General features: G+C 43.6%; 12 protein-coding genes. 5 read left to right on the top strand and 7 right to left on the bottom strand.

Going from position 1 to position 21485, the window contains the following annotated elements; genetic code table 11:
- The first annotated feature begins 30 nt into the window (after window positions 1-30).
- The 3 genes from ACYTXU_RS02650 to ACYTXU_RS02640 all read left to right on the top strand — a co-directional run bounded on the left by ACYTXU_RS02650 (window position 31) and on the right by ACYTXU_RS02640 (window position 2415).
- A complete protein-coding gene (locus tag ACYTXU_RS02650; RefSeq protein WP_462208146.1) occupies window positions 31-360 on the top strand; it encodes a hypothetical protein in 330 nt (109 codons plus the stop codon).
- 684 nt (window positions 361-1044) lie between these two features.
- Window positions 1045-1389: a hypothetical protein gene (locus tag ACYTXU_RS02645; RefSeq protein ID WP_462208145.1), complete on the top strand. Its 345-nt coding sequence runs from the start codon at window positions 1045-1047 to the stop codon at window positions 1387-1389.
- Between the two features lie 159 nt (window positions 1390-1548).
- Complete coding sequence (locus ACYTXU_RS02640) at window positions 1549-2415, top strand: hypothetical protein (RefSeq protein ID WP_462208143.1); 867 nt, start codon at window positions 1549-1551, stop codon at window positions 2413-2415.
- 459 nt (window positions 2416-2874) lie between these two features.
- On the opposite strand, the gene purL is transcribed toward ACYTXU_RS02640, so the two are convergent.
- Window positions 2875-6807, bottom strand: a complete 3933-nt coding sequence (gene purL, locus ACYTXU_RS02635) for a phosphoribosylformylglycinamidine synthase (protein ID WP_462208142.1) — start codon at window positions 6805-6807, stop codon at window positions 2875-2877.
- Window positions 6808-6972: 165 nt separating this feature from the next.
- On the opposite strand from purL, the gene mltF reads away from it, so the two are divergent.
- On the top strand, window positions 6973-8463 hold the full coding sequence (gene mltF / locus ACYTXU_RS02630) for a membrane-bound lytic murein transglycosylase MltF (protein WP_462208140.1): 1491 nt from the start codon (window positions 6973-6975) through the stop codon (window positions 8461-8463).
- Between the two features lie 68 nt (window positions 8464-8531).
- Here mltF and ACYTXU_RS02625 read toward each other — a convergent pair whose 3' ends face one another.
- The 5 genes from ACYTXU_RS02625 to ACYTXU_RS02605 all read right to left on the bottom strand — a co-directional run bounded on the left by ACYTXU_RS02625 (window position 8532) and on the right by ACYTXU_RS02605 (window position 17336).
- Window positions 8532-10295 (bottom strand): GspE/PulE family protein, encoded by a 1764-nt coding sequence (locus ACYTXU_RS02625; RefSeq protein WP_462208138.1) that lies wholly within the window; start codon window positions 10293-10295, stop codon window positions 8532-8534.
- Window positions 10296-10439: 144 nt separating this feature from the next.
- On the bottom strand, window positions 10440-13349 hold the full coding sequence (locus ACYTXU_RS02620; RefSeq protein WP_462208136.1) for a TonB-dependent receptor plug domain-containing protein: 2910 nt from the start codon (window positions 13347-13349) through the stop codon (window positions 10440-10442).
- Window positions 13350-13504: 155 nt separating this feature from the next.
- Complete coding sequence (locus tag ACYTXU_RS02615; protein WP_462208134.1) at window positions 13505-14302, bottom strand: TatD family hydrolase; 798 nt, start codon at window positions 14300-14302, stop codon at window positions 13505-13507.
- 53 nt (window positions 14303-14355) lie between these two features.
- Window positions 14356-15945 carry a peptide chain release factor 3 gene (prfC, locus tag ACYTXU_RS02610; RefSeq protein WP_462208133.1) on the bottom strand — a complete coding sequence of 530 codons (1590 nt, stop codon included), beginning with the start codon at window positions 15943-15945 and terminating at the stop codon, window positions 14356-14358.
- Between the two features lie 86 nt (window positions 15946-16031).
- Complete coding sequence (locus ACYTXU_RS02605) at window positions 16032-17336, bottom strand: mechanosensitive ion channel family protein (protein ID WP_462208132.1); 1305 nt, start codon at window positions 17334-17336, stop codon at window positions 16032-16034.
- 287 nt (window positions 17337-17623) lie between these two features.
- Between ACYTXU_RS02605 and ACYTXU_RS02600 the strand changes: the two genes are divergently transcribed.
- A complete protein-coding gene (locus ACYTXU_RS02600) occupies window positions 17624-21019 on the top strand; it encodes an EAL domain-containing protein (protein WP_462208131.1) in 3396 nt (1131 codons plus the stop codon).
- Here the strand turns inward: ACYTXU_RS02600 and rimI are convergent.
- Window positions 21016-21474, bottom strand: coding sequence for a ribosomal protein S18-alanine N-acetyltransferase (gene rimI / locus ACYTXU_RS02595; RefSeq protein WP_462208130.1), 459 nt, complete (start codon window positions 21472-21474; stop codon window positions 21016-21018). The genes ACYTXU_RS02600 and rimI overlap by 4 nt on opposite strands.
- Window positions 21475-21485: the final 11 nt, after the last annotated feature.

The following is a 21485-nucleotide window of genomic DNA, read 5'->3' as shown; positions in this document are numbered from 1 at the left end:
AAATAACCATAACAACAGTTTGGAGACACCATGGAAACATTAATTAACCTACTCATAGTCGTATTATTATTAGTCCTACCACTAAAATTTGCCGCCAAATTTATCGGCGCCAGAAACACAGGCTTCTTCTCCTGCCTGTTCGCCTTAATCGTATCCGCATTATTCCAGTTTGGCGTAGACTACTACTTCCCCGGTTTAGACGACACCTACGGCTGGCTAGTCACCGTTCCCGTAGCCGCCCTCGCCTATATGCTGGTATTGGGTACAACCTTTTTGAAAGCTATTTTAATTGGAATCGTACAGGTGATTTTGATGGTGTTGCTGACGGCTTTAGTGGCCAGCTTGATGGCGGGGATTTAGTCTCATAACTTAGAATTGAATTTACGTAATAATATTTATTGATATAAGAGTAGCTATGGAAATTAATTTAAAAATCTTTTTTACGATATTAATAGTGCTACTAGCTTTAGCGGTTATTATTATTAACCCCAACAAAATTGTCCCATTTCGTGCAAATTTCTGGAGAGGGGGTGAGAAGGACTCGCTGCGGAACTTGTTCTATAAAAGAAGTGGGGAGCCTCGGAAGTATTTAAAGCACATAACAATTCTTTGGTTCGCAACAGTTTTATTAGTTATCTGGTTACTACTATAATTTGATACACAACCAAGGATTCAAATAATACTAGTGATACTGTTGACAGTGTTTTCAGCTAGTTTGATGGCGAGTATTTAGGATTCTTTGTAGCCTCGAAGGAGTGGAAACGACTTCGAGGTTTTGATTCTTATTTTGACTTATGGTTTCGCCACTCGGCGAGCCACTTAACGCAGGGTCTGCCCCCTTGGGTGCCGCAAAATACGTTCCATCTCCCTAAAGGGATTCCTTTGAGTCACAGATTTTGATTACTATATTTTGTACGTACCTCAGCTCAATCTAAGGGGTAATGGGAGCAAGCCTCAATTTTAGAAGCAAACCAAACTTGTATTGTGAGTGGTTTGAAAATAATATGTTGCAACCAATTCGAATTATAAAATATCTGGAGTAGTATGAAGTATCTGATGTTCGCATTAATCATTATCATTTTAAACATACAAACTGCAACTGCAGGAGACAATATCGCCAGGGTAAGTGTTCTCTCTTCAGGAGAGTTATTACTCAATGGAAAGCCATCCGATATATCAATAATAGAGTCGGCGTTTAAGTTCCTGAAAAATAATAATGGTGCGGTTTATTACTACAGGGAAAACCCAGGCTCTGCAAAAGCACCTGATGGAGCAATACAGGTAATTGATTTAGTAATTAAATATAATTTGCCGATCAGTTTTTTTAGAGAGCCTGATTTCTCGGATGACTTCGATCCAGAAAATCACTACCTACCGACCAAACACTAGAACAGTAGTCGCCATCGCCAACTTGCTGGTATTAGACACCATCTTTTTGAAAGGAATATTAATAGCCATTATTCATAACCTCAATTTTCTACACTTAATAAAGGCTTTATTTAATAATGTAAGGCTAAATTACTTTATAGATATATAGCAGGAGCTAATATGAAAACACTAGCAGGTAGCACCCAATTCTTAATAAAGTTCACTCCTGAACAGTGGAGCTCTGCGACTAAACTAAGACACTTTACGTACGCTCCGTTAAAAGATAATAAATACTATAACCGAAGTATTATGACTGCTCTAGATCATTTTCAAAAGTATAAGACTCTTGCCGATTTATTAAATGAAAGTCTTTTAAAAATGGATATTGATCATCAAGAAGTAAATGAAACAGGGCATTCTCCAGCCATCTTTTCTAAGCGTGCAGCAGCTCTAATAGAGTGCTGCCTAAACGAGCTTTATGCATCTCTTGATGGTATAAGAGACTTTATGTACTGGGTCTTAAAAGATCGAAAGATACAAGGAATGCAGAAGAAAAGCACATCCAAACTATTTACAAAAGCTAAGGAAGGAAAATATTGCTCAAATTTTCCTAAAGAGTTAACAATACTGCTTGTTGATGCTCATGATGAATGGTTTCAACAACTTAATAAATATAGAACAGAATTTACACACGGGAGTTTAGGTTTTTGTTCAAAAGATCAGAAAACTAAGAAAATTTGTTATATACATCCCGGATTAGGTAACCCTTCAAGAGCTTTAGTTATTAACGATGTTATTGGGTATTTAAATAAGACATACCAATACTGTTTTAACTTGCAAGAAAGTGTATTTAGTTATTTTTACCAAAACCTTTCTTTAGAGCCCGCTACAGTGGTTTGTGGTTTCTTTCAAGGTTTAACTTACCAAAGAAAAATTGAGCCTAATAAAGACCTATCTTTCAATAGCGGTGAGTGCTTGTCTATAAATTACCAAACGAAATGCCCATTAAGTGATAATTGTGAGGCATACTTGAGAGCAAAGAAGTAAGCCTCCTAATAAACCCTTTTCCACTCTGGAAATTCGCGTCTTCGTGGGAATGACAAGCCCGAAAGTCGCTGGATACCGCGGTCAAGCCGCGGTATGACAGAGCTAGGTCGACAGCCACACCCACTTCAAAAGGTAGCACTTTTTTAAAGCAGGATTTTTCTTTCAAGACAAGGCATAACCCTTTTTGAGGCGGGCGGAGCGGACTAGTTGTCCGTGAGCACCTAAAAAAGGGTTATAACGCAGTATTGGAATAATACCAGCACTGTTCCCGACTGTGCTGGCATTCCCGCCATCCATGGCAGTCGAAAGACAGTTTTACTTAATATTTTTTCAATCAGGTGAAAACTTAGATTTTTTGCCTAAAACAAGGCTTGAAGCTTTTTAGCTCGCGGAGTGGACTAGTTGTCCATGAGCAAGATAAAAAGCTTCGTAACGCAGTGTTAGGCAAAAAAGATAGTTTTAACCGATTGAAAGGCGAGCGTTGTAAAAGATTCTCTGCCAAGCCCCATCCTCTCTCCACTCATCCGGTCTCCAGGAGTTTTGCACGGTGCGTGCTACGCGCTCTGGGTGCGGCATCATGATGGTGACGCGGCCGTCGTTCGTGGTGAGACCGGTGATGCCGAATGGTGAGCCGTTTGGATTGGCTGGATAGGTATCTGCGATGTCGCCGTAGTTGTTGATGTAGCGCGCTGTGATTAAACCTGATTCGTTAACTTGTTTTGCCAGGTCGTCTGATTTGAATTCTGCGCGGCCTTCGCCATGCGAGACGGCGATTGGCAGGCGTGAACCTTCCATGCCGGTCATGAATAGCGATGGTGATTTTGCAACTTCAACCATGGCGAAACGTGCTTCGAACTGCGCTGATTGATTGCGCACGAAGTGTGGCCAGTGGTCGGCGCCTGGGATCAGTTCTTTGAGGTTTGACATCATCTGGCAACCATTACAGATACCTAAGCTGAAAGTATCCTGACGGTTGAAGAAGGCTTCAAACTCGTCACGTGCGCGTGAGTTGAATAGAATCGATTTTGCCCAACCTTCGCCTGCACCAAGCACGTCACCGTATGAGAAGCCACCACAGGCGACTGCACCTATGAAGTCTTGCAAGCTAACGCGGCCGGTTAAAATATCGCTCATATGAACGTCGATACATTCAAAGCCAGCTTTGGTCAGCGCGGCTGCCATTTCGAGCTGACTGTTGACGCCCTGCTCTCTTAAAACGGCTACACGTGGACGTGCACCGGTTGAGATTAATGGTTTGGCGATGTTTTCATCGACATTGTATGTGGCAAATGGCTTGATGCCTGGATTATCCAGATCAAGCCTGCTATCAAATTCCTGTTGTGCGCACTCTGGGTTGTCGCGCATGGCTTGCATACGGAAGGTTAATTCTGACCAGATGGCGCGCAAGTCTTTCATGTCGCGCGAGATAACGTCATTACCATCTTTGGTGACGCTGAAAGTTTTGGTTTCTGCTGGTTCACCAATGAAGTGAGCAAATTCGTTGACCTTATGTTCGGCCAAAATCGCTTCAACTTGATCGCGTTTATCCGCAGGGACTTGCAATACTGCACCAAGTTCTTCGTTGAACAGAATCTCTTCGGCTGTGCCATTCAGTTCTGACAAATCAACGCTAACGCCGCAGTTTCCGGCAAAGCCCATTTCAACCAGGGTTGCTAATAGACCACCGTCTGAACGGTCATGATAAGCGTGAACTAAATCATTATGATTAAGCGCCTGCACGGCATTAAAAAAGTTACGTAAGTCATCGCTTGAGTCAACGTTGGCTGGCTCCGTACCTAGCAATTTATAGACTTGAGTGAAGGCTGTTGCACCGAGGCGGTTTTTACCACGGCCAAGATCTAGCAATAATAATTCAGTCTCTAATGAAGAGCCGCCATTCTCTTGAGACAAATCTGTTCTCAATTGTGGCGTCAAACTCTTGCGCACATCGGTCACTGGCGCAAAGGCAGTAATCACTAATGACAAAGGTGCAGTAACGCTTTTCTTTTCGCCATTGTCTTCCCAGACGGTTTTCATTGACATCGAGTCTTTACCAACCGGAATGGTAATGCCTAATTCTGGGCACAATTGCATACCAACGGCTTCAACCGCTTTATAAAGATTCACATCTTCGCCCGGTGCGCCTGCGGCGGCCATCCAGTTTGCTGATAGACGAATCTTTTTGATGTCATCAATTTTCGCTGCGGCAATATTGGTCACAGCTTCACCCACCGCCATACGCGCAGAGGCAGCGCTATCCAGCAATGCAGCAGGAGTACGTTCACCCATCGCCATCGCTTCGCCAGTGTAGCTGTTATGAGTCGATGTGGTTACCGCGCAATCGGCTACCGGAACCTGCCACGGACCAACCATCTGGTCACGCGATACCATACCGCCGACGGTACGGTCGCCAATGGTAATCAGAAACGTTTTATCGGCTACAGCCGGTAAAGCTAGAATTCGGTCAACCGCTTCGTTTATATCATCAACTTGAGGAAGTGCCGTTGATGGAGCTGCTAAAGTCTCTGCTTCACGATGCATTTTAGGCGGCTTGCCGAACAGAATATCCATTGGCAGATCAACAGGCTTATTATCAAAGTGCTCATCGGCCAGCTCTAGGTGCAACTCTTCTGTCGCTTCGCCAACTACTGCAAATGGGCAGCGCTCACGGCCACAAATTTCTTCGAATTTGGCTAAGCTGTCAGGAGAGACCGCTAATACATAACGCTCCTGCGCTTCGTTACACCAGATTTCAACTGGCGCCATGCCTTTTTCTGCATTGGGTACACGGCGAAGCTCAAACTTACCGCCACGCTCACCATCATGCACTAGCTCTGGAATGGCGTTCGAAAGGCCACCCGCGCCAACGTCATGAATAAACTCAATTGGGTTTTTCTGACCCATCTCCCAACAACGGTCAATCACTTCCTGGCAGCGACGTTCCATCTCTGGGTTATCACGCTGAACTGAAGCAAAATCTAAATCTTCCTGGCTGGTTCCTGAGGTCATGGATGAAGCAGCACCGCCACCTAAACCAATCAACATTGCTGGGCCGCCAAGGACAATCACTTTGTAGCCCGGTTTGATTTCTTTTTTCTCGACATGCTGCTCGCGAATGTTACCCATACCGCCTGCAATCATGATGGGCTTGTGGTAACCACGAACTTCTTTACGCTTCTCTGAACCAAAGTCGAAATCGAATTCTTCTTCAAAAGTACGGAAATAACCGTTCACTGCCGGACGACCAAATTCGTTATTAAAGCTGGCGCCGCCAATCGGGCCTTCTAGCATAATGTCCAATGCAGTGACAATACGCTCAGGCTTGCCATAATCCGTTTCCCAGGGCTGAACATAGCCCGGCACTTTCAGGTTCGATACCGTAAAGCCAGTCAAACCAACTTTTGGTTTGCCACCAATACCGGTTGCGCCTTCGTCACGAATCTCACCACCAGAACCAGTAGAAGCGCCAGGGTATGGCGAAATACAGGTTGGGTGGTTATGAGTTTCGACCTTACACAAAACATGTACCGGCTCTAAATGGTATTGGTATTCATGGGTTTCTGCGTTGGCAAAAAAACGATGGGCCGTGAAGCCCTCGAAAACTGCCGCGTTATCTTTATAAGCCGATAGGACACCTTCGGAATTGACCTGATAGGTGTTTTTAATCATCTTGAACAATGACATCTCTTTCTCGATGCCATCGATGGTCCATGATGCGTTGAAAATTTTGTGCCGACAATGCTCAGAATTGGCCTGCGCAAACATCATCAGTTCAACGTCCGATGGATTACGGCCAAGCTTGATAAAGCTTTCAACCAAATAATCAATTTCATCTTCTGCCAAGGCCAAGCCAATATCAGTGTTAGCTTTAACTAAGGCTTCACGGCCTCCGCCGAGAATATCGACATGGGCGAGTGGTTTAGGCTGATGTTGCTCAAAAAGAACTTCCGCCTGACTGTGCTCGGTGAAAACCGACTGCGTCATGCGGTCATGAATCAATGGCTTTAATTGAGCAACTACATCGGCGCTCAATTCGGCACCATCGCTGGTCTTAAAATAAACCGCAACAGCACGTTCAATTCGCTCGATTTTATCCAGACTACAGTTTTGCGCGATATTGGTCGCTTTCGAAGACCAGGGTGAAATCGTGCCGGGGCGAGGCACCACAATCAGGCGCTGACCCGAATGCTCGCTGGCTGGACGGCTTGGCCCATATTCCAATAATCTTTCGAGAATCTTCAGTTCTGCATCATCCAACTCATTGTTGGTATCAACGTAATGAACATATTCACCATAAATATCAATGACTTGAGAGCTAACTGCTGACGCTTCTTTGAGTAAATATGACTTTTGAAAGTTAGAAAAGGCAGGGTTACCGCGTAATATGAGCATACCGATCTCGACTGTAAATCTGGAGGAATTGCGAAAGCGCAAATTTTACTCTAATTGGCTGTTATTGATAAGTCCTAAAGGAGAAATTGAATGCTTTAATTTGCACTTTTCGGCTTGAAGCAGTCATAATGTTGGCAAACAACCGCTAAGATTATAATTTCTTAAATGAATCAAGGCCTTAGAAAAAGCTTCATTGGTTTTGCGCTACTGATAACATCACTTGTGTTGCTGACAAGTTGCGGCAAAGAGCCCAAAAACCAGCTCGAGCGTGTACAGGAACAAGGGTACATCAAAGTTTATACCCGTATTTCACCGACCACCATGTATGTTGGCGAAGACGGTTTTAGTGGCTTTGAATACGACCTGGTCAAGCTGTTTGCCGATGAGTTGGGTGTTCGTGTCCAGATCGTCACCGAGAACGATATTGCGAAAATCCTTCGTGAAGTCGCCAGTGGACGCGCTGATTTTGCTGCGGCCGGCTTAACCATAACTCGGCAGCGTGAAGAGTATTTGCGTTTCGGGCCGCCCTATCAGGAAATCACCAGTAAGATGGTTTATAAGCAAGGCAATGACCGTCCACGTGATTTTAGCCAGGTGGATAAAAACCTGACCGTTGTCGCCAACAGCTCACATTCCGAAGCTTTGTTAAAATCACAACAAGATTACCCTGCATTAAGCTGGACAGAGCGCTCGGATTTAACACCGCAAGATTTACTGGATGGTGTATTAGATGGTCGATTTGATTACACCATTGTTGATTCCAATGAACTGCAACTGGCTCGCCAGGTTCAACCCGAACTGGCTGTCGCTTTTAGCGTTTCAGAACCTGAACAGTTAGCCTGGGCTTTTCGCAAGGAAAATGACAACAGCCTCTATGTAAAAGCGATTGAGTTTTTCTCCAAAATCCGTGAAGACGGTACCTTGGGCTATTTGACGGAGCGCTACTATGGTCACCTTTCCAAATTTGATTACGTCGGTAGCCGAGAGTTTTTACGCGCCATAGATAATAAGCTGGATCAATATCGCCCCTACTTTTACGAAGCGGCCGGTAATGATCTCGATTGGCGTTTGTTGGCAGCAATGGGGTATCAGGAGTCACACTGGGAACCTCATGCACGCTCCCCTACCGGTGTTAGGGGTCTTATGATGTTGACCTTAAATACAGCCAAGCAGCTGGGTGTTAAAAATCGACTTGATGCAGAGCAAAGTATCTTAGGCGGTGCTGATTATTTAAGATTAGTCAAAGAAAAAATTCCCGAGCGCATTGGTGAGCCAGATCGAACCTGGTTTGCAATGGCTGCTTATAATGTAGGGTTTGGTCACCTGGAAGACGCTCGTCGTTTGGCTGAAGCAGATGGCGCTAATCCTGATAAATGGCTGTCTGTTAAAGAGTACTTACCATTGCTGCGTCAGAAAAAATGGTATTCAAGAACTCGTTATGGTTATGCACGTGGTGACGAACCCGTTAAATATGTTAACAATATTCGACGTTACTATCAGGTACTCAAGCAGGTTGCAGAGGCTAAAGCGGGTGGATCCGAATTACTGGATACAGAAACGGAATCGCTTCCCGATGTTGATATTGAAAATACCGATACAGAAAGTGACGAAGTGTTAGGAACCAGCGAAGAAACTACAGAACCCGTTAACAACTAGACTGGTGTAAAAAATAAGCCTGATGAGACTTTCATCAGGCTTATTGTTTTTTTGATACCTTTCAATAATTATTTAGTATCGCGTGGCGCCACTCGCAACACCTCATCAATAGTCGTCACTCCAGCAGCAACTTTATAAGCACCGCTCACTCGTAACAGGTTCATACCATCTTTAATCCCTTGTCGTCTTAATTGACGCATTTCTGCACCTTCATAAACCAATGTTTTAAGTTCATCTGTTACCCGAATTAGTTCATAAATACCCTGACGCCCCTGATACCCAGTATGGCGACAACGATCACAACCGACTGGGTGGCAGATTTTTTCTGGCATCGGAACTTTCTGGTTACCGCCAACTAACGCTTCCCAGGCTAATGGATCGGTTGGCTTTTCTTCCTTACAAAATTTACACAAGGTTCTGACCAGACGTTGCGCCATGACACCTAACATGGTGGCATTCAATAAATAGGGCTCAATGCCAATCTCAATCAGTCGAGTAATTGCTGAAGGCGCATCATTGGTGTGCAGTGTTGAAATAACCAAGTGGCCAGTTAACGCTGCCTGTACTGCCATTTGCGCCGTTTCTTTGTCTCGAATCTCGCCAACCATAATAATATCTGGATCCTGCCGTAACAGAGCTCGAATGCCTGCCGCAAAATCTAGATCAATATCGTGATGGACCTGCATCTGATTGAGATTTGGATCGACCATTTCAATCGGATCTTCAACGGTACAGATGTTAACATCCGGAGTGGCCAACAGTTTCAATGAGGTATACAAGGTTGTCGTTTTGCCTGAGCCTGTCGGGCCGGTTAGCAATACAATTCCAGTAGGTTGACTAATTAAATCGCGCCAAGTTGCTTCTGTTTCCGGCTCCAGACCTAACTCATCAAAGTTACGAGTTAATACCGTGGGATCAAAAATACGTCCGACAAACTTTTCTCCAAACGCAGTAGGTAACGTAGATAGTCGTAATTCAATTTCAGTTCCATCAGGGCTTTTGGTTTTCACACGACCATCGAGCGGTTTACGTCGTTCAGCTAAGTCCATTCGACCTAAAATCTTTAAGCGAGAAATCACAGCATGCGTAATCGAAATGGGTAGCTCATAAACCTTATGCAGAACCCCATCAATACGAAAGCGAATTCGTCCCACCTCACGACGTGGCTCAATATGAATATCACTGGCGCGTTCTTTAAAGGCGTACTGCAACAGCCAGTCGACGATTTGCACAATGTGCTGATCATTAGCGTCAGCTTCTTCTGCGCCTTTCAGCTCAATCAGCTGCTCTAGGTTAGTAACCGAACTGTCTTTTTGTAGCTTGACCTCATTGGCGCCTTTAACCGAAGCAGACAATAAATAGAATTCTTTTTGATAACGCTTGATGAGTGCTGGATTTCCCATAACCGGCACAATCTTCATGCGCAAAACCTGCTCAAGACTTTCACGCCACGCCAGGTCTTCTGGGTTCATTACCGCGACTTTGACTACTTCACTTTGTTTATCAACGTTAATTACTAAGATGTTGTGTCGCTTAGCGTAAGCCATCGACATTATTTTAGTCACGCCTTCTACATCAATTTTTAAGGGATCGATTTTTTCATAGGGCAGCTTATAAAGCTTCGCTACAAACTGAGTCAGCAATTCCTCATCGATCATACTTCGATGATCATCGTGACGCATTAAGGAAAGGTCGGCAACTTGTTCAATAGGATGTAACTTGGGATTCACCTGGCGTAAGTGGATACGTGACGCCTGGAACTGCTCCTCTGAAATCCAGTTTGCTTTTTTTAATAAGTCCAATAATTGAAACGAGGATAGGCTTGTTGACATAGTGCCAATAACTATTGCTGTAGGATTCACTCAGGTTAAACCAAACAGTCTGATTTTCCAAATATTCAAGCTAATCAAACCACAAAAAATGGGGCTGAAGCCCCATTTCTAAATAAAGTCTAATTAGACTCTTAAAAGAGCAGATTAGAACTTCATTTTTATTGCAACATAACTAAAGCTACCTTCAGGATCATACACTGATGGGTCATAACCATTCAACGAACAGCTATAACATGCTGGTGGATGGGCATTAAAGGCGTTATTAATACCAAAGGTTAGCTCCATATCCACACCATCAACGTCTGCGAAGTAGCTCACTTGAATATCACTGTAAGTAGTTGCATCAAGCTTGTTAGTTGATTGTGACTCATCAGCAGTGTTTGGGTTAGAACATAAACCCAGTGCTGTTAAGCTGTCAGGTGTTCCATCAAGGAAATCAGTACAAGGCTCTGTCAGGCTATCCACATGACGGACCGTCCAGTTAACAGACCAATCCTCAAGACTCCAGCCAATATTCATAGAAGACTTCCACTCTGGAATACCAGTGTCGTTTCGCTCTAATCCTGCCAGATCTACACGCTGCCCTAAAGATTCTTCAACATACTCATTAACAAAAGTATTGGTCCAATTAATACTCAATCGGCCCCAATTATATTGAGGACTTGAATAATTGATGCCAACGTCATAACCAGAGGTCTCAATGCCGCCGATGTTAACCAGACGATTATTGAAACCATTAATGGCACCACCAGCAGTACGACTAATACCATCACAGAACTGAGGGTCTAAGGTATTAACACACAAATCAAGTTGCGTTTGAGCATCAATCGCTTCGATTGCACCTTCAAGCTCATGCTCATAATAAGTGCCTTTAATATCGAAACTATTCATCCAATCAATACTGTCAACCCAAGTTGGACTATACACAAAGCCAAAAGTAGTACTATCAGAAGTTTCTGGTACTAGATCTATATTTCCGCCAGTGGTAATAGAAATTTGACTATTTAACTGGGAATAAGTATCTGGCACGCCTAAAGCCTGACAGTTCGCTTCATACTGAGTGCCAGTGTAATCGCTACAGCGGTCAGCTAATTCTGCATCAAAACGAGAACCACTTGAATACAGCTCACCAATACTGGGTGCACGGAAGCCCTCAGAAACAGAGCCCCGTAGCAAGAACTGTTCATTAACTCTCCACAGCAAACCAAACTTAGTTGTGTCATTAGAGCCGTATGTTGAATAGTCAGAGTTTCTGAATGCCACACTTGCAGTCAGCTCTTCGGCAGCAGCCATTCCTGACAATAACGGCACTTTAAACTCTGTGTAATACTCATCAACTTCATAGGAACCGCTGGTTGGTGAAGATGGCACGCCGTTACTATCACCTGCTACCACGATAGCATCTGGCTGGTAATAACCGCTGTATTCGCGGGACTCAATACCTGCAGCGAAGGAGAAATAACCGGCAGGCATTTCAAACAAGTCACCTGAGATATTAGCCGACAAAGTATCAATAACATTCTCGCTCTGGTCGGTCAGGATAGGTTGAATATAATCCAGCATTTCCTGTGTGATTGAGCCTGAGCCATCACCTTGGCCACCAAAAATATTCAGCGGTACACAGCCCTCAGTTGCCTGACAGTCAGCTAAAGGACCAAGCGCATTTTTGATATGGCGAATGTTGTAACTTCCCAAAGTAGTTTGTTTAGCTTCGTTTTTACCGTGAGTATAATTGACATCCCAGTAATAGCTGTTATCTCCAGCAAAAAAATCACCGTTCAAACCGAAGCCGACATAGACCGTATCCACATTTTGCTTAAAGATACGAGGCCCACCTTCAATCGGACGACGACCAATAAAGATCAGGTTGTTTTCATCCAAAGTGAATCCGAAAGGATTATAAGGGTTAGTTTCATGGATACTTACTGTATCTGCTAAACCACCGGTACCTGCATCCGGACCTAAAAATAATGGTTCAGGTGCTGCACGATTCACTGATTCACGATTGTTAAAAAGTGCTTTGGTATAGAAGTTAACATTATCCGTCAACTGATAGTCAGCTTGACCAAAGATAGAGGTACGCTTGCTTGGCGTTACATAAAGGTTATATTCAGCATAGTTATAACGATCGCTATTACTAAAGACATGGAAGTCATCATTCGGTCCACCTGGATTACTGAGATCATAAGTTGGTGTACCTGTTACTCCATTATTAATGGTCAAATCGTTGACCTGATCGTTAGGATCTATAAAGACAAAACGACCTTGAGGTGTACCGGAACTACCACGCGTTAACCCAGTGTTTGGTTTAGGCAGAGCTGAAAGTTCGCGCTCAATCGAATCGACAGCTTTTTGATCATAATGGCTCAAACTAAAAAAGATTCTATGCTTATCGCCACTGGCTCCAAACGCTAAATCGAACTGAGATGTCTCACCATCACCTTCGTCAAACATGCCGTTATATGCATTGAACTCCATACCGTCAAAATCTTTACGAGTAATGACGTTAACAACACCAGCAATCGCATCGGAACCATAAATTGACGATGCACCATCTTCCAGAATTTCAATGCGGTCAATCATACTGATTGGAATGGTGTTTAAGTCAACTGAGTTAGCAACGCCTGATGCTGAAGAGCCATTGACCCAACGGATACCATCAACCAGAACCAGGGTGCGCTTTGATTTCATGTGTCGTAAAGATACTTCAGCTGCACCGGCTCCGACACCACCACCATCTGGCGGAAAACCGAAGTTACCACTACTATTAAAACGTGTATTTAAGGCAGAGCCTGCTGCTGGCAAACGTGCCAAGATATCACCGATTGATTTTGCCCCAGTATTTTCGAGATAATCTCTATCTAGTACAGTGACTGGATTAGCACCTTCAGCTTGTGCCTGACGAATACGAGAGCCGGTAATAACAATGCTCTCCGCTTCTGTCGCTTCTTCCTCTTCTGCCGCCAAAACAGCACTATTAAAGCTGACTGCAGAAAATACCGCAGTAGCAATCATTAACTTTTTGGCAGGCGGGAAAATAGATTTTTTATCCATTTTAAACCCCATTATTGTTAGTTAATTGTATGTTTATTAAATATTCAGCTATAGGACGGTTAGCCTTCTAAAAGGCACACCGCGGCCTGTTATAGCTTAAAACATAATCAATAACAACAGGGTTTTTAGATAAATGTGAAATAACCAGATATTAGCTAAGAAATACCTAATACCTGCTTACTATTGCGAGTAGTCGCCTCAGCAATCTCATGGGCAGGCTCATCCCTTAATTCAACTAAGCTATTGAAATTCTGGAATATATTAAGCGGAGTATTGTGTTCTTTATTATAATTATAAGGCTTCATATCTGGCGCATCGGTTTCCAGAACTATATCAGATAAAGGTAATTCTGCAGCAAGAGAGCGTAACTTCACCGCTCGTGGGTAGGTAACTGCACCGCCAAACCCAAACTTAAAGCCAAAATCTCGATAGCGTTTGGCCTGCTCCATACTGCCATTAAACGCATGCACAATTCCACCATGTTCAAAATGCAATGTTTTCAGGTATAGCAGGATATCTTCGTGGGATTTTCTAACGTGGAGAATTACAGGCAGTTTGGCGGACTTGGCAATTTCAACTTGCGCTTTGAATAACGCAATCTGGGTTTTACGATCAGCCTCTTTTTCATAATAATCAAGACCAATCTCTCCAATGGCTGACAGATTATTAACAGTAACCGCTAACTCAAGGTCATGCAGATGCTGTTTCTTGTGTTCTTTGAGAAACATTGGATGCAACCCAAGAGCCACATGAACATCCGGTCTTAGTGCTGCTAATTGGCGCAAGTTTCGCCACTTATCTTGAGTGACGCCTGGAATCAAAACTCCTTCGATCCCAACCTTATGCATATTGCTGAGGATAACTTCCCGATCCTTATCAAAAACCGGGAAATCGAGATGACAGTGGCTGTCAAAAAGTTTAATTTCTGGCTCTTTGTGCTTTGGTTTGAACATCCTATATTCTCTACCCTTTCCGTTGGAGCACCTGATTGTAGAACTTGACTGATTTAGTGCTCACGCGTTTCAAAGAATCGAACATCTGGCCAACGCTCTATGGCTAAATTCAGATTAACCATGGTTGGTGCTAAATAAGTCCAGTTGTCCCCTCCATCTAAGGCCAGGTTATCGGCATTCTTACGCTTGAATTCCTCAAACTTCTTTTCATCGTCACACTCAACCCAACGGGCCGTTGCAACATTAACCTGATCATAGATACATTCCACTTTATATTCGTTTTTCAAGCGATGTGCAACCACATCAAACTGTAGTACCCCCACCGCACCCAGCACTAAATCATTAGACGTTTGTGGGCGGAACACCTGAGTGGCTCCTTCCTCAGACAATTGGACAAGGCCCTTAATCAGTGCCTTGTTCTTCAAGGGATCGCGTAGTCGGACGCGGCGGAACAGCTCCGGTGCAAAGTTAGGAATACCTTTGAACTTAATCACTTCACCTTCTGTGAAGGTGTCACCAATCTGGATAGTACCGTGATTATGCAAACCAATGATGTCACCGGCATAGGCTTCTTCAAGGTGCTCACGGTCGCCAGCCAGAAACGTCAACGCATTACTAATCGTCATATCACGATTAAGTCGCACATGGCGCATTTTCATGCCTTTAGTGTATTTACCACTACAAATTCTAGCAAAAGCAATACGATCGCGATGCTGCGGATCCATATTGGCCTGAATCTTAAATACGAATGCAGAAAATGTTGGTTCAGTCGCTTCAACCTGACGCTCATCAGATTCACGCGCCAATGGCGATGGCGCCCATTCCACGAGACCATCCAGCATATGGTTAACCCCGAAATTACCCAGTGCTGTACCGAAAAATACTGGTGTCAATTTTCCTTCTAAAAACTCCTGCAGATCGAACTCATGACTAGCGCCTTTCACCAGCTCCAGCTCTTCTCGCAAATCCTTTGCCAGATAACCTACCGCCTCATCAAGAGCCGGATTATCCAGCCCTTCAATAATACGCACGTCCTGAATTTTATGACCGAGCCCAGATTGGTAAAGGTAAGTCTTGTCTTCCAGAATATGGTAAACACCTTTAAATTGCTTACCCATACCAATTGGCCAGGTGACTGGCGAGCAATTGATTTTTAATACGTCTTCGACTTCATCCAGTAGCTCAATTGGCTCACGAATATCACGGTCCATCTTATTCATGAAAGTGATAATCGGTGTATCACGCAAACGACAGACTTCCATTAGCTTAATAGTTCTGGCTTCTACACCCTTTGCGGCATCAATCACCATCAACGCAGAGTCCACCGCCGTCAATGTACGATAAGTATCCTCAGAGAAATCTTCGTGGCCAGGAGTATCAAGTAAGTTTACGGTGCGTCCACCATAAGGGAATTGCATCACCGAGGTGGTCACCGAAATACCACGCTGTTTTTCTAGATCCATCCAGTCTGAAGTCGCATGTTTGCCGCCACGACCTTTAACCACACCCGCTTCCTGGATCTGATTACCGAATAACAATACCTTTTCGGTAATGGTAGTTTTACCCGCATCAGGGTGCGAAATAATGGCAAAAGTACGGCGATTCTCAATTTGAGACACTAGCTTTGAATCAGTTTTGGACATGCGACTCTCTTAAGTAAAACGTGTGCGGAAGCAATAAGGCGGCAATTATAAGCGTTTGCCGCCCATTGTCATAGGCTGTAAGGCGATTAGCTGGATTTATTTTGTTCAGTAACAGGCTTTGATTCCGACTGATTTGGTGAGCCTGCCTCCCTCGACAGACTCAGTGATCGCACATCATAACCGGTCGGCGCCTGATGTACTCTTAATCCAAACTCAGGCAATACAGCGAAAATATGGTCAAAGATATCCGACTGGATGCCTTCGTAGACAGCCCAGTCAGTGGTCTTAGTGAAAGCATAAATCTCCACCGGAATACCATTGGCAGAAGCTTCTAACTGACGAACCATTAGCGTCAGTTCCTGATGAATTTGCGGGTGATTTTTCAAGTAATTCCCCAAATAGGCTCTAAATGTCCCCAAATTTGTCAGGCGACGGCCATTAATGCGCAAAGACATATCTAAGTCATGCTCTTTATTGTACTTCTCCACCTCTTCCAGTTTTTGTTGGAAATAAGGTGCTAACAGTTTGGACTGATTCAGTCTCTTAATATCTTCATCAGACATAAACTCAACGCTGGTCGAGTCAATCAGAACGGTACGCTTAATTCGACGACCACCTGTTTCCATCATCCCGCGCCAGTTCTTAAAGGAGTTTGATATCAGGGCATAGGTTGGGATGGTAGTGATCGTTTTATCCCAGTTCCGGACTTTAACGGTAGTCAATCCAATTTCAATCACGTCACCATCAGCACCGTATTGAGGCATTTCCAGCCAGTCACCAACTTCCAGCATGTCATTAGCTGATAACTGAATTCCTGCCACTAAACCAAGAATTGGATCCTTGAACACCAGCATCACAACTGCCGTCATGGCGCCTAAGCCGCTGAGAATCAGTAGTGGAGACTTTCCTACTAAAATGGATACCGCGAAAATAGTGACGACCAGAACAGCAACTATCTTGATACTCTGAAAAATGCCTTTAAGTGGCAAGGCTCTTGCATCCTTATTTTTCTGGCCCATTAGATAGATAGCATCGAGGAACGAGAAAGTAGTCAGCAGAGCATACAACTGAATCCAGAGTACCGACAAAGTTTGAACCCAGTTCAGTACCGCAGAATCAGGGGTCAGCCAAAGTTCGGCCTGAATATAAATAATCAGCCCCTGGATCATCAGAGCAAAACGATTGAATAATTTATTCTCGAACAGCGAGCGTTTCCAAAGTTTCTTCGATTGCCGCGCCCTGTTTTCTACAAACCGTAAAACAACTCGATGGAGTATCAAATGGACAGCTACCGATATCAGGACAATTAACCCCAGTACCGAGGCCAGCCCCGTCATATCTGAAAATTCCACACCATGATTTTTTAGCCAATCAGAAAATTGTTTTTGCATAGGTTCACTGTTATGAGAAGAATGTTACTAAGGCTAGTTGTTTCCGTGCATCTGTCAAGTTGGGATGCAAAATTAATAGTTTTAAACATAGCAATCAGATAAAAGCTTGCTGCTCTCAAATCTTATCTGCTTTTATATTACCTTTGCAATTAACAAGATTAGTTGAGCGTTTGCTAATTTACTGCTATAAACAGTGATAGGGTTAGTTATCTCCTGCGAGTATTTGGGCGATCTTAACTCTAATAGATAGTACCCACCTCTAAAAAATGGGGAGATAGCCAGCAAACATGCTTTCAGAACAAAGAAAGTCTCAAAACTCAGACAGATCCGTGTCTATTTGGGTTATTGCTTTAGTTATTTCTTTAGGCATTGTTCTTATTTTACCAACTCCCGATGTCAGTCAAGGCCTTGCCTCCTACTTGCCACTGCATACTGCGCTTGAAGTCGTTTCTATTGCCGTAGCGGCCATGGTCTTCGGCATAGCCTGGGTAACCCAAAAGTTCCAACCAACCACCAAGGTTATCATTCTAGGCTCAGGAGCATTAGGAGCTGCACTCCTGGACCTGACCCATATTGTCTCCTACCAAGGAATGCCTGACTTAATCACACCGAGTGGCCCCGAAAAAGCGATTAACTTCTGGTTAGCAGCACGATTTACCATAGCCTTAGCTTTGCTCCTAGTATCCTGCATCACAATAAAGATAGAACAGAAGCTGGCAAAGCTGCCTCGTTATTTTTGGCTCCTTATAATTTTGGCATTAGTCAGCTTATTTCACTTCTGGTTTCTTTTTTACCCGGAACTTGTTCCAGATACTTACTCCAATGAGCTAGGTTTAACCCAGTTTAAGGTCATATCGGAGTACATCTTAATTGGTCTCTATCTATTGAGTGCTTTTTTGCTTATTAAACAACTCAATGATATTCGTGAATTTGGTGCAAACTGGCTCGTTGCAGCAGCTATTACAATGGCTATGAGTGAGTTCTTTTTTACGCTTTATGCCAATGTAGCCGATATGTATAACCTGACTGGTCATGTTTATAAAATTTTTGCTTTTGGTTTTTTATATCGCGCCTTATTTGTTGAAGCGGTACAGAGTCCTTTCCTAAACATGCTTCAGCTGCAAGCTAAACTTTCTGCAACGATAGAAACACTTCCTGACATTCTGGTCGAGGTCGATGCTAAAGGAAACCATTTAGACATCCACTCCAGTGATCCCGATCTGCTTCTCGATAAACCCGAAAATCTGATCGGCAAAAACATCAAAGATGTAATGAGTAAAGAAGCTGCAAATGAGTGTCTTCAAGCCATGGCAGTTGCCGATAAGATAGGACTTTCAAGGGGGACTCGTATAACACTTAATGTTCCATCTGGCGAGCGCACCTTTGAACTGTCAATCGCACGTAAGACTGGGCGATCTGGGGAGGAGCCAACCTTTCTAATACTGTCACGAGACATTAGCGGCACGATAGAAAATGAACAAAAGATTGCGCATGAAGCAAAGCTCAATAGATACTTGTTGGAGTTACAGAGTCACCTGCACATTGGGGGGGAACGCCACTTCATGCAGCATAGTGTCGATATTGCAGAGAAGTTGACCGACAGTTCTATAGCATTTATTCATTTTATCGATGAGTCACAAAAAAATATAGAAATCGTAACCTGGTCAACCAACACTCTAGCCCATCACTGCACCGCAAATTTTGAAAGTCACTACCCAATTGATCAGGCAGGAGTCTGGGCTGATGCTATACGTAATAAATGTCCTATAGTCGTCAACGACTATCAAAACTCCAGTGCTAAAAAAGAACTACCAGAGGGACACGCCCACCTCAAAAGGTTTATCAGCCTACCCGTTATTGAAAACAACAAAGTAACTATGATGGTTGGCGTTGGCAATAAAGCGACCGATTACACCGCACAAGATACAGAAACCTTACAAGTGCTTGCTAATACTATCTGGAACCTGATTAAGCAACGCTGGCAAGATACTACCATACGTCGCCTATCTACCGGTATTGACCAAAACCCCTATCCTGTTCTTATTACCAATACTGACGGCAAGATTCAGTATGTCAACCAAGCATTCACTACAACTACTGGTTTTACTGAAAAAGAGTCTATTGGCAAAAGTCCCATTGACTTTAGCGCTGAGGATAATCCTGATAAAACCTTTAAAACAATTTGGCGACAACTGGCACGTGGTGAAGCATGGCGCGGCGAACTAATCAGTCGACGAAAAGATGGTTCTCATTACACCGAATTTGCCATGATTTATCCGGTACGCAATGAACAAGGTAAAATCATTAACTATGTCGCACACAAAGAAGATATTACCCTTAAAAAAGTTGCAGAAGAGAAAATACATCAACTGTCTAATTATGATCAGCTGACAGGCCTATTAAAGCGCGAAATACTGGAAGAGCGATTACAACAGCTGTTAGATGACAGCTTCAAGCAGAAACAAACCATGACGGTTATGTGGCTTGGTCTGGACAACTTTAAAACAATCAATGACTCGCTTGGCCATCAGGTCGGCGATTTGATTCTAGTAGAAATTGCCAATCGGCTACGCTTTGGACTGGGTAAAAAATCCATCCTTGCCCGCATCGCAGGAGACACATTTGCCGCTATTCTCCCAGAAACCAATGAGCACGCCGCAGTAGTTATCGCTAAAGATATTCTTGAAGTCACCCAGCGCAAAATAAAATTTAACTCTCATGCGCTATCGGTAAGCGCCTCAATAGGACTGTCTATTTCACCAAATGACGGTAAAAGTGCCGATAAGCTTATTATGAATGCTGAAACGGCCATGTATAGAGCAAAGCGTGACGGCCGTAATATTTTCAGGTTCTTTGCTCAAGAGATGCAGGAGCATTCATTACGATCTCTACAATTGTCAGCAGCTCTTAAAGAGGCATTACTTAATAACCAGTTCCACCTGGTCTATCAGCCACAAATGAGTCTCAGTAGTAATACTATGGTTGGTGCTGAAGCATTATTACGTTGGGAGCATCCCGAATGGGGCAATATATCACCTAGCGAATTTATTCCACTGGCAGAGCAAAATGGTTTAATCGTGAAGATTGGTGAATGGGTCATTCAACAAGTCGCCGAGCAGCAAAAACAATGGCTTGATAAAGGATTATCCGAAATTATTATCGCTGTAAATATTTCGGCTCTTCAATTTCATCAACCAAATCTGATAGAAAGAATCACCGAGCTGGTGGATGCCGCCGGAGTGAGCCCGAGTAATATTGAAATTGAGCTGACAGAGGCCGTAGCACTAAAAGATCCTGAAGTCGCCGGCAAAACAATAGATACATTGAGCCAGGCAGGTTTTAAAGTATCGATCGATGATTTTGGAACAGGTTACTCGTCAATGAGTTATCTCAAGCGTTTCGCGGTTAATAAACTTAAAATTGACCAATCATTTATTAAAGATATTGTGACCGACATCGACGACCAGGCCATAGTGACAGCTATTATTCAGATGGCTCACAGTCTACATAAAACCACCATTGCAGAAGGAGTTGAAACACAACAGCAGCTGGACTTTTTACGCACAAAAGGCTGTGAAGAAATCCAGGGCTATTGGTACAGTCATCCATTAGTAGCAGAACAGTTCGAGACATTCCTCGTCCCTAATAAACCCGAGGATACCGAAGAAACGGCAAGCACCTAAAGTATGCGCTCCATAACTAAAGCATCTTCTCTGCCTTCAGCAGTTTTATAATAGCCTTCGCGTAAACCAATCTCTGCAAAGCCTTGCTTATGATAAAACTCAATGGCAACCTGATTCGAAGCTCGCACCTCAAGGATAACCTTTGCCATCCCCGACTCTTTTGCCCTGTCATACATGGCTTTCATCAATAATGTTGCAATGCCCAAGCCCTGAAAGCTTGGGTCAGTAACTATATTCATCAAATGGCATTCATCATACAGATAATTAAAAATGACATAGCCCACTATCGCTTCGCCTTGCTCCAGTACCAAGCTGGGATAGTCCGACTCAACACAATCGGCATGAACCTTATCCGTCCATGCAATGGTATAAGCATTTTTTTCAATCGTACAAACTTGCTGAAGATCAGCTTTAACTAGCTGACGAATATGGTATTCATTATCAGGATAAAACATATTGGTTTGCT

This window comes from Kangiella sp. M94, from assembly GCF_054926195.1.
Note: the sequence above shows the minus strand (reverse complement) of the source record. Positions and strands in the feature narration are given on the sequence as shown.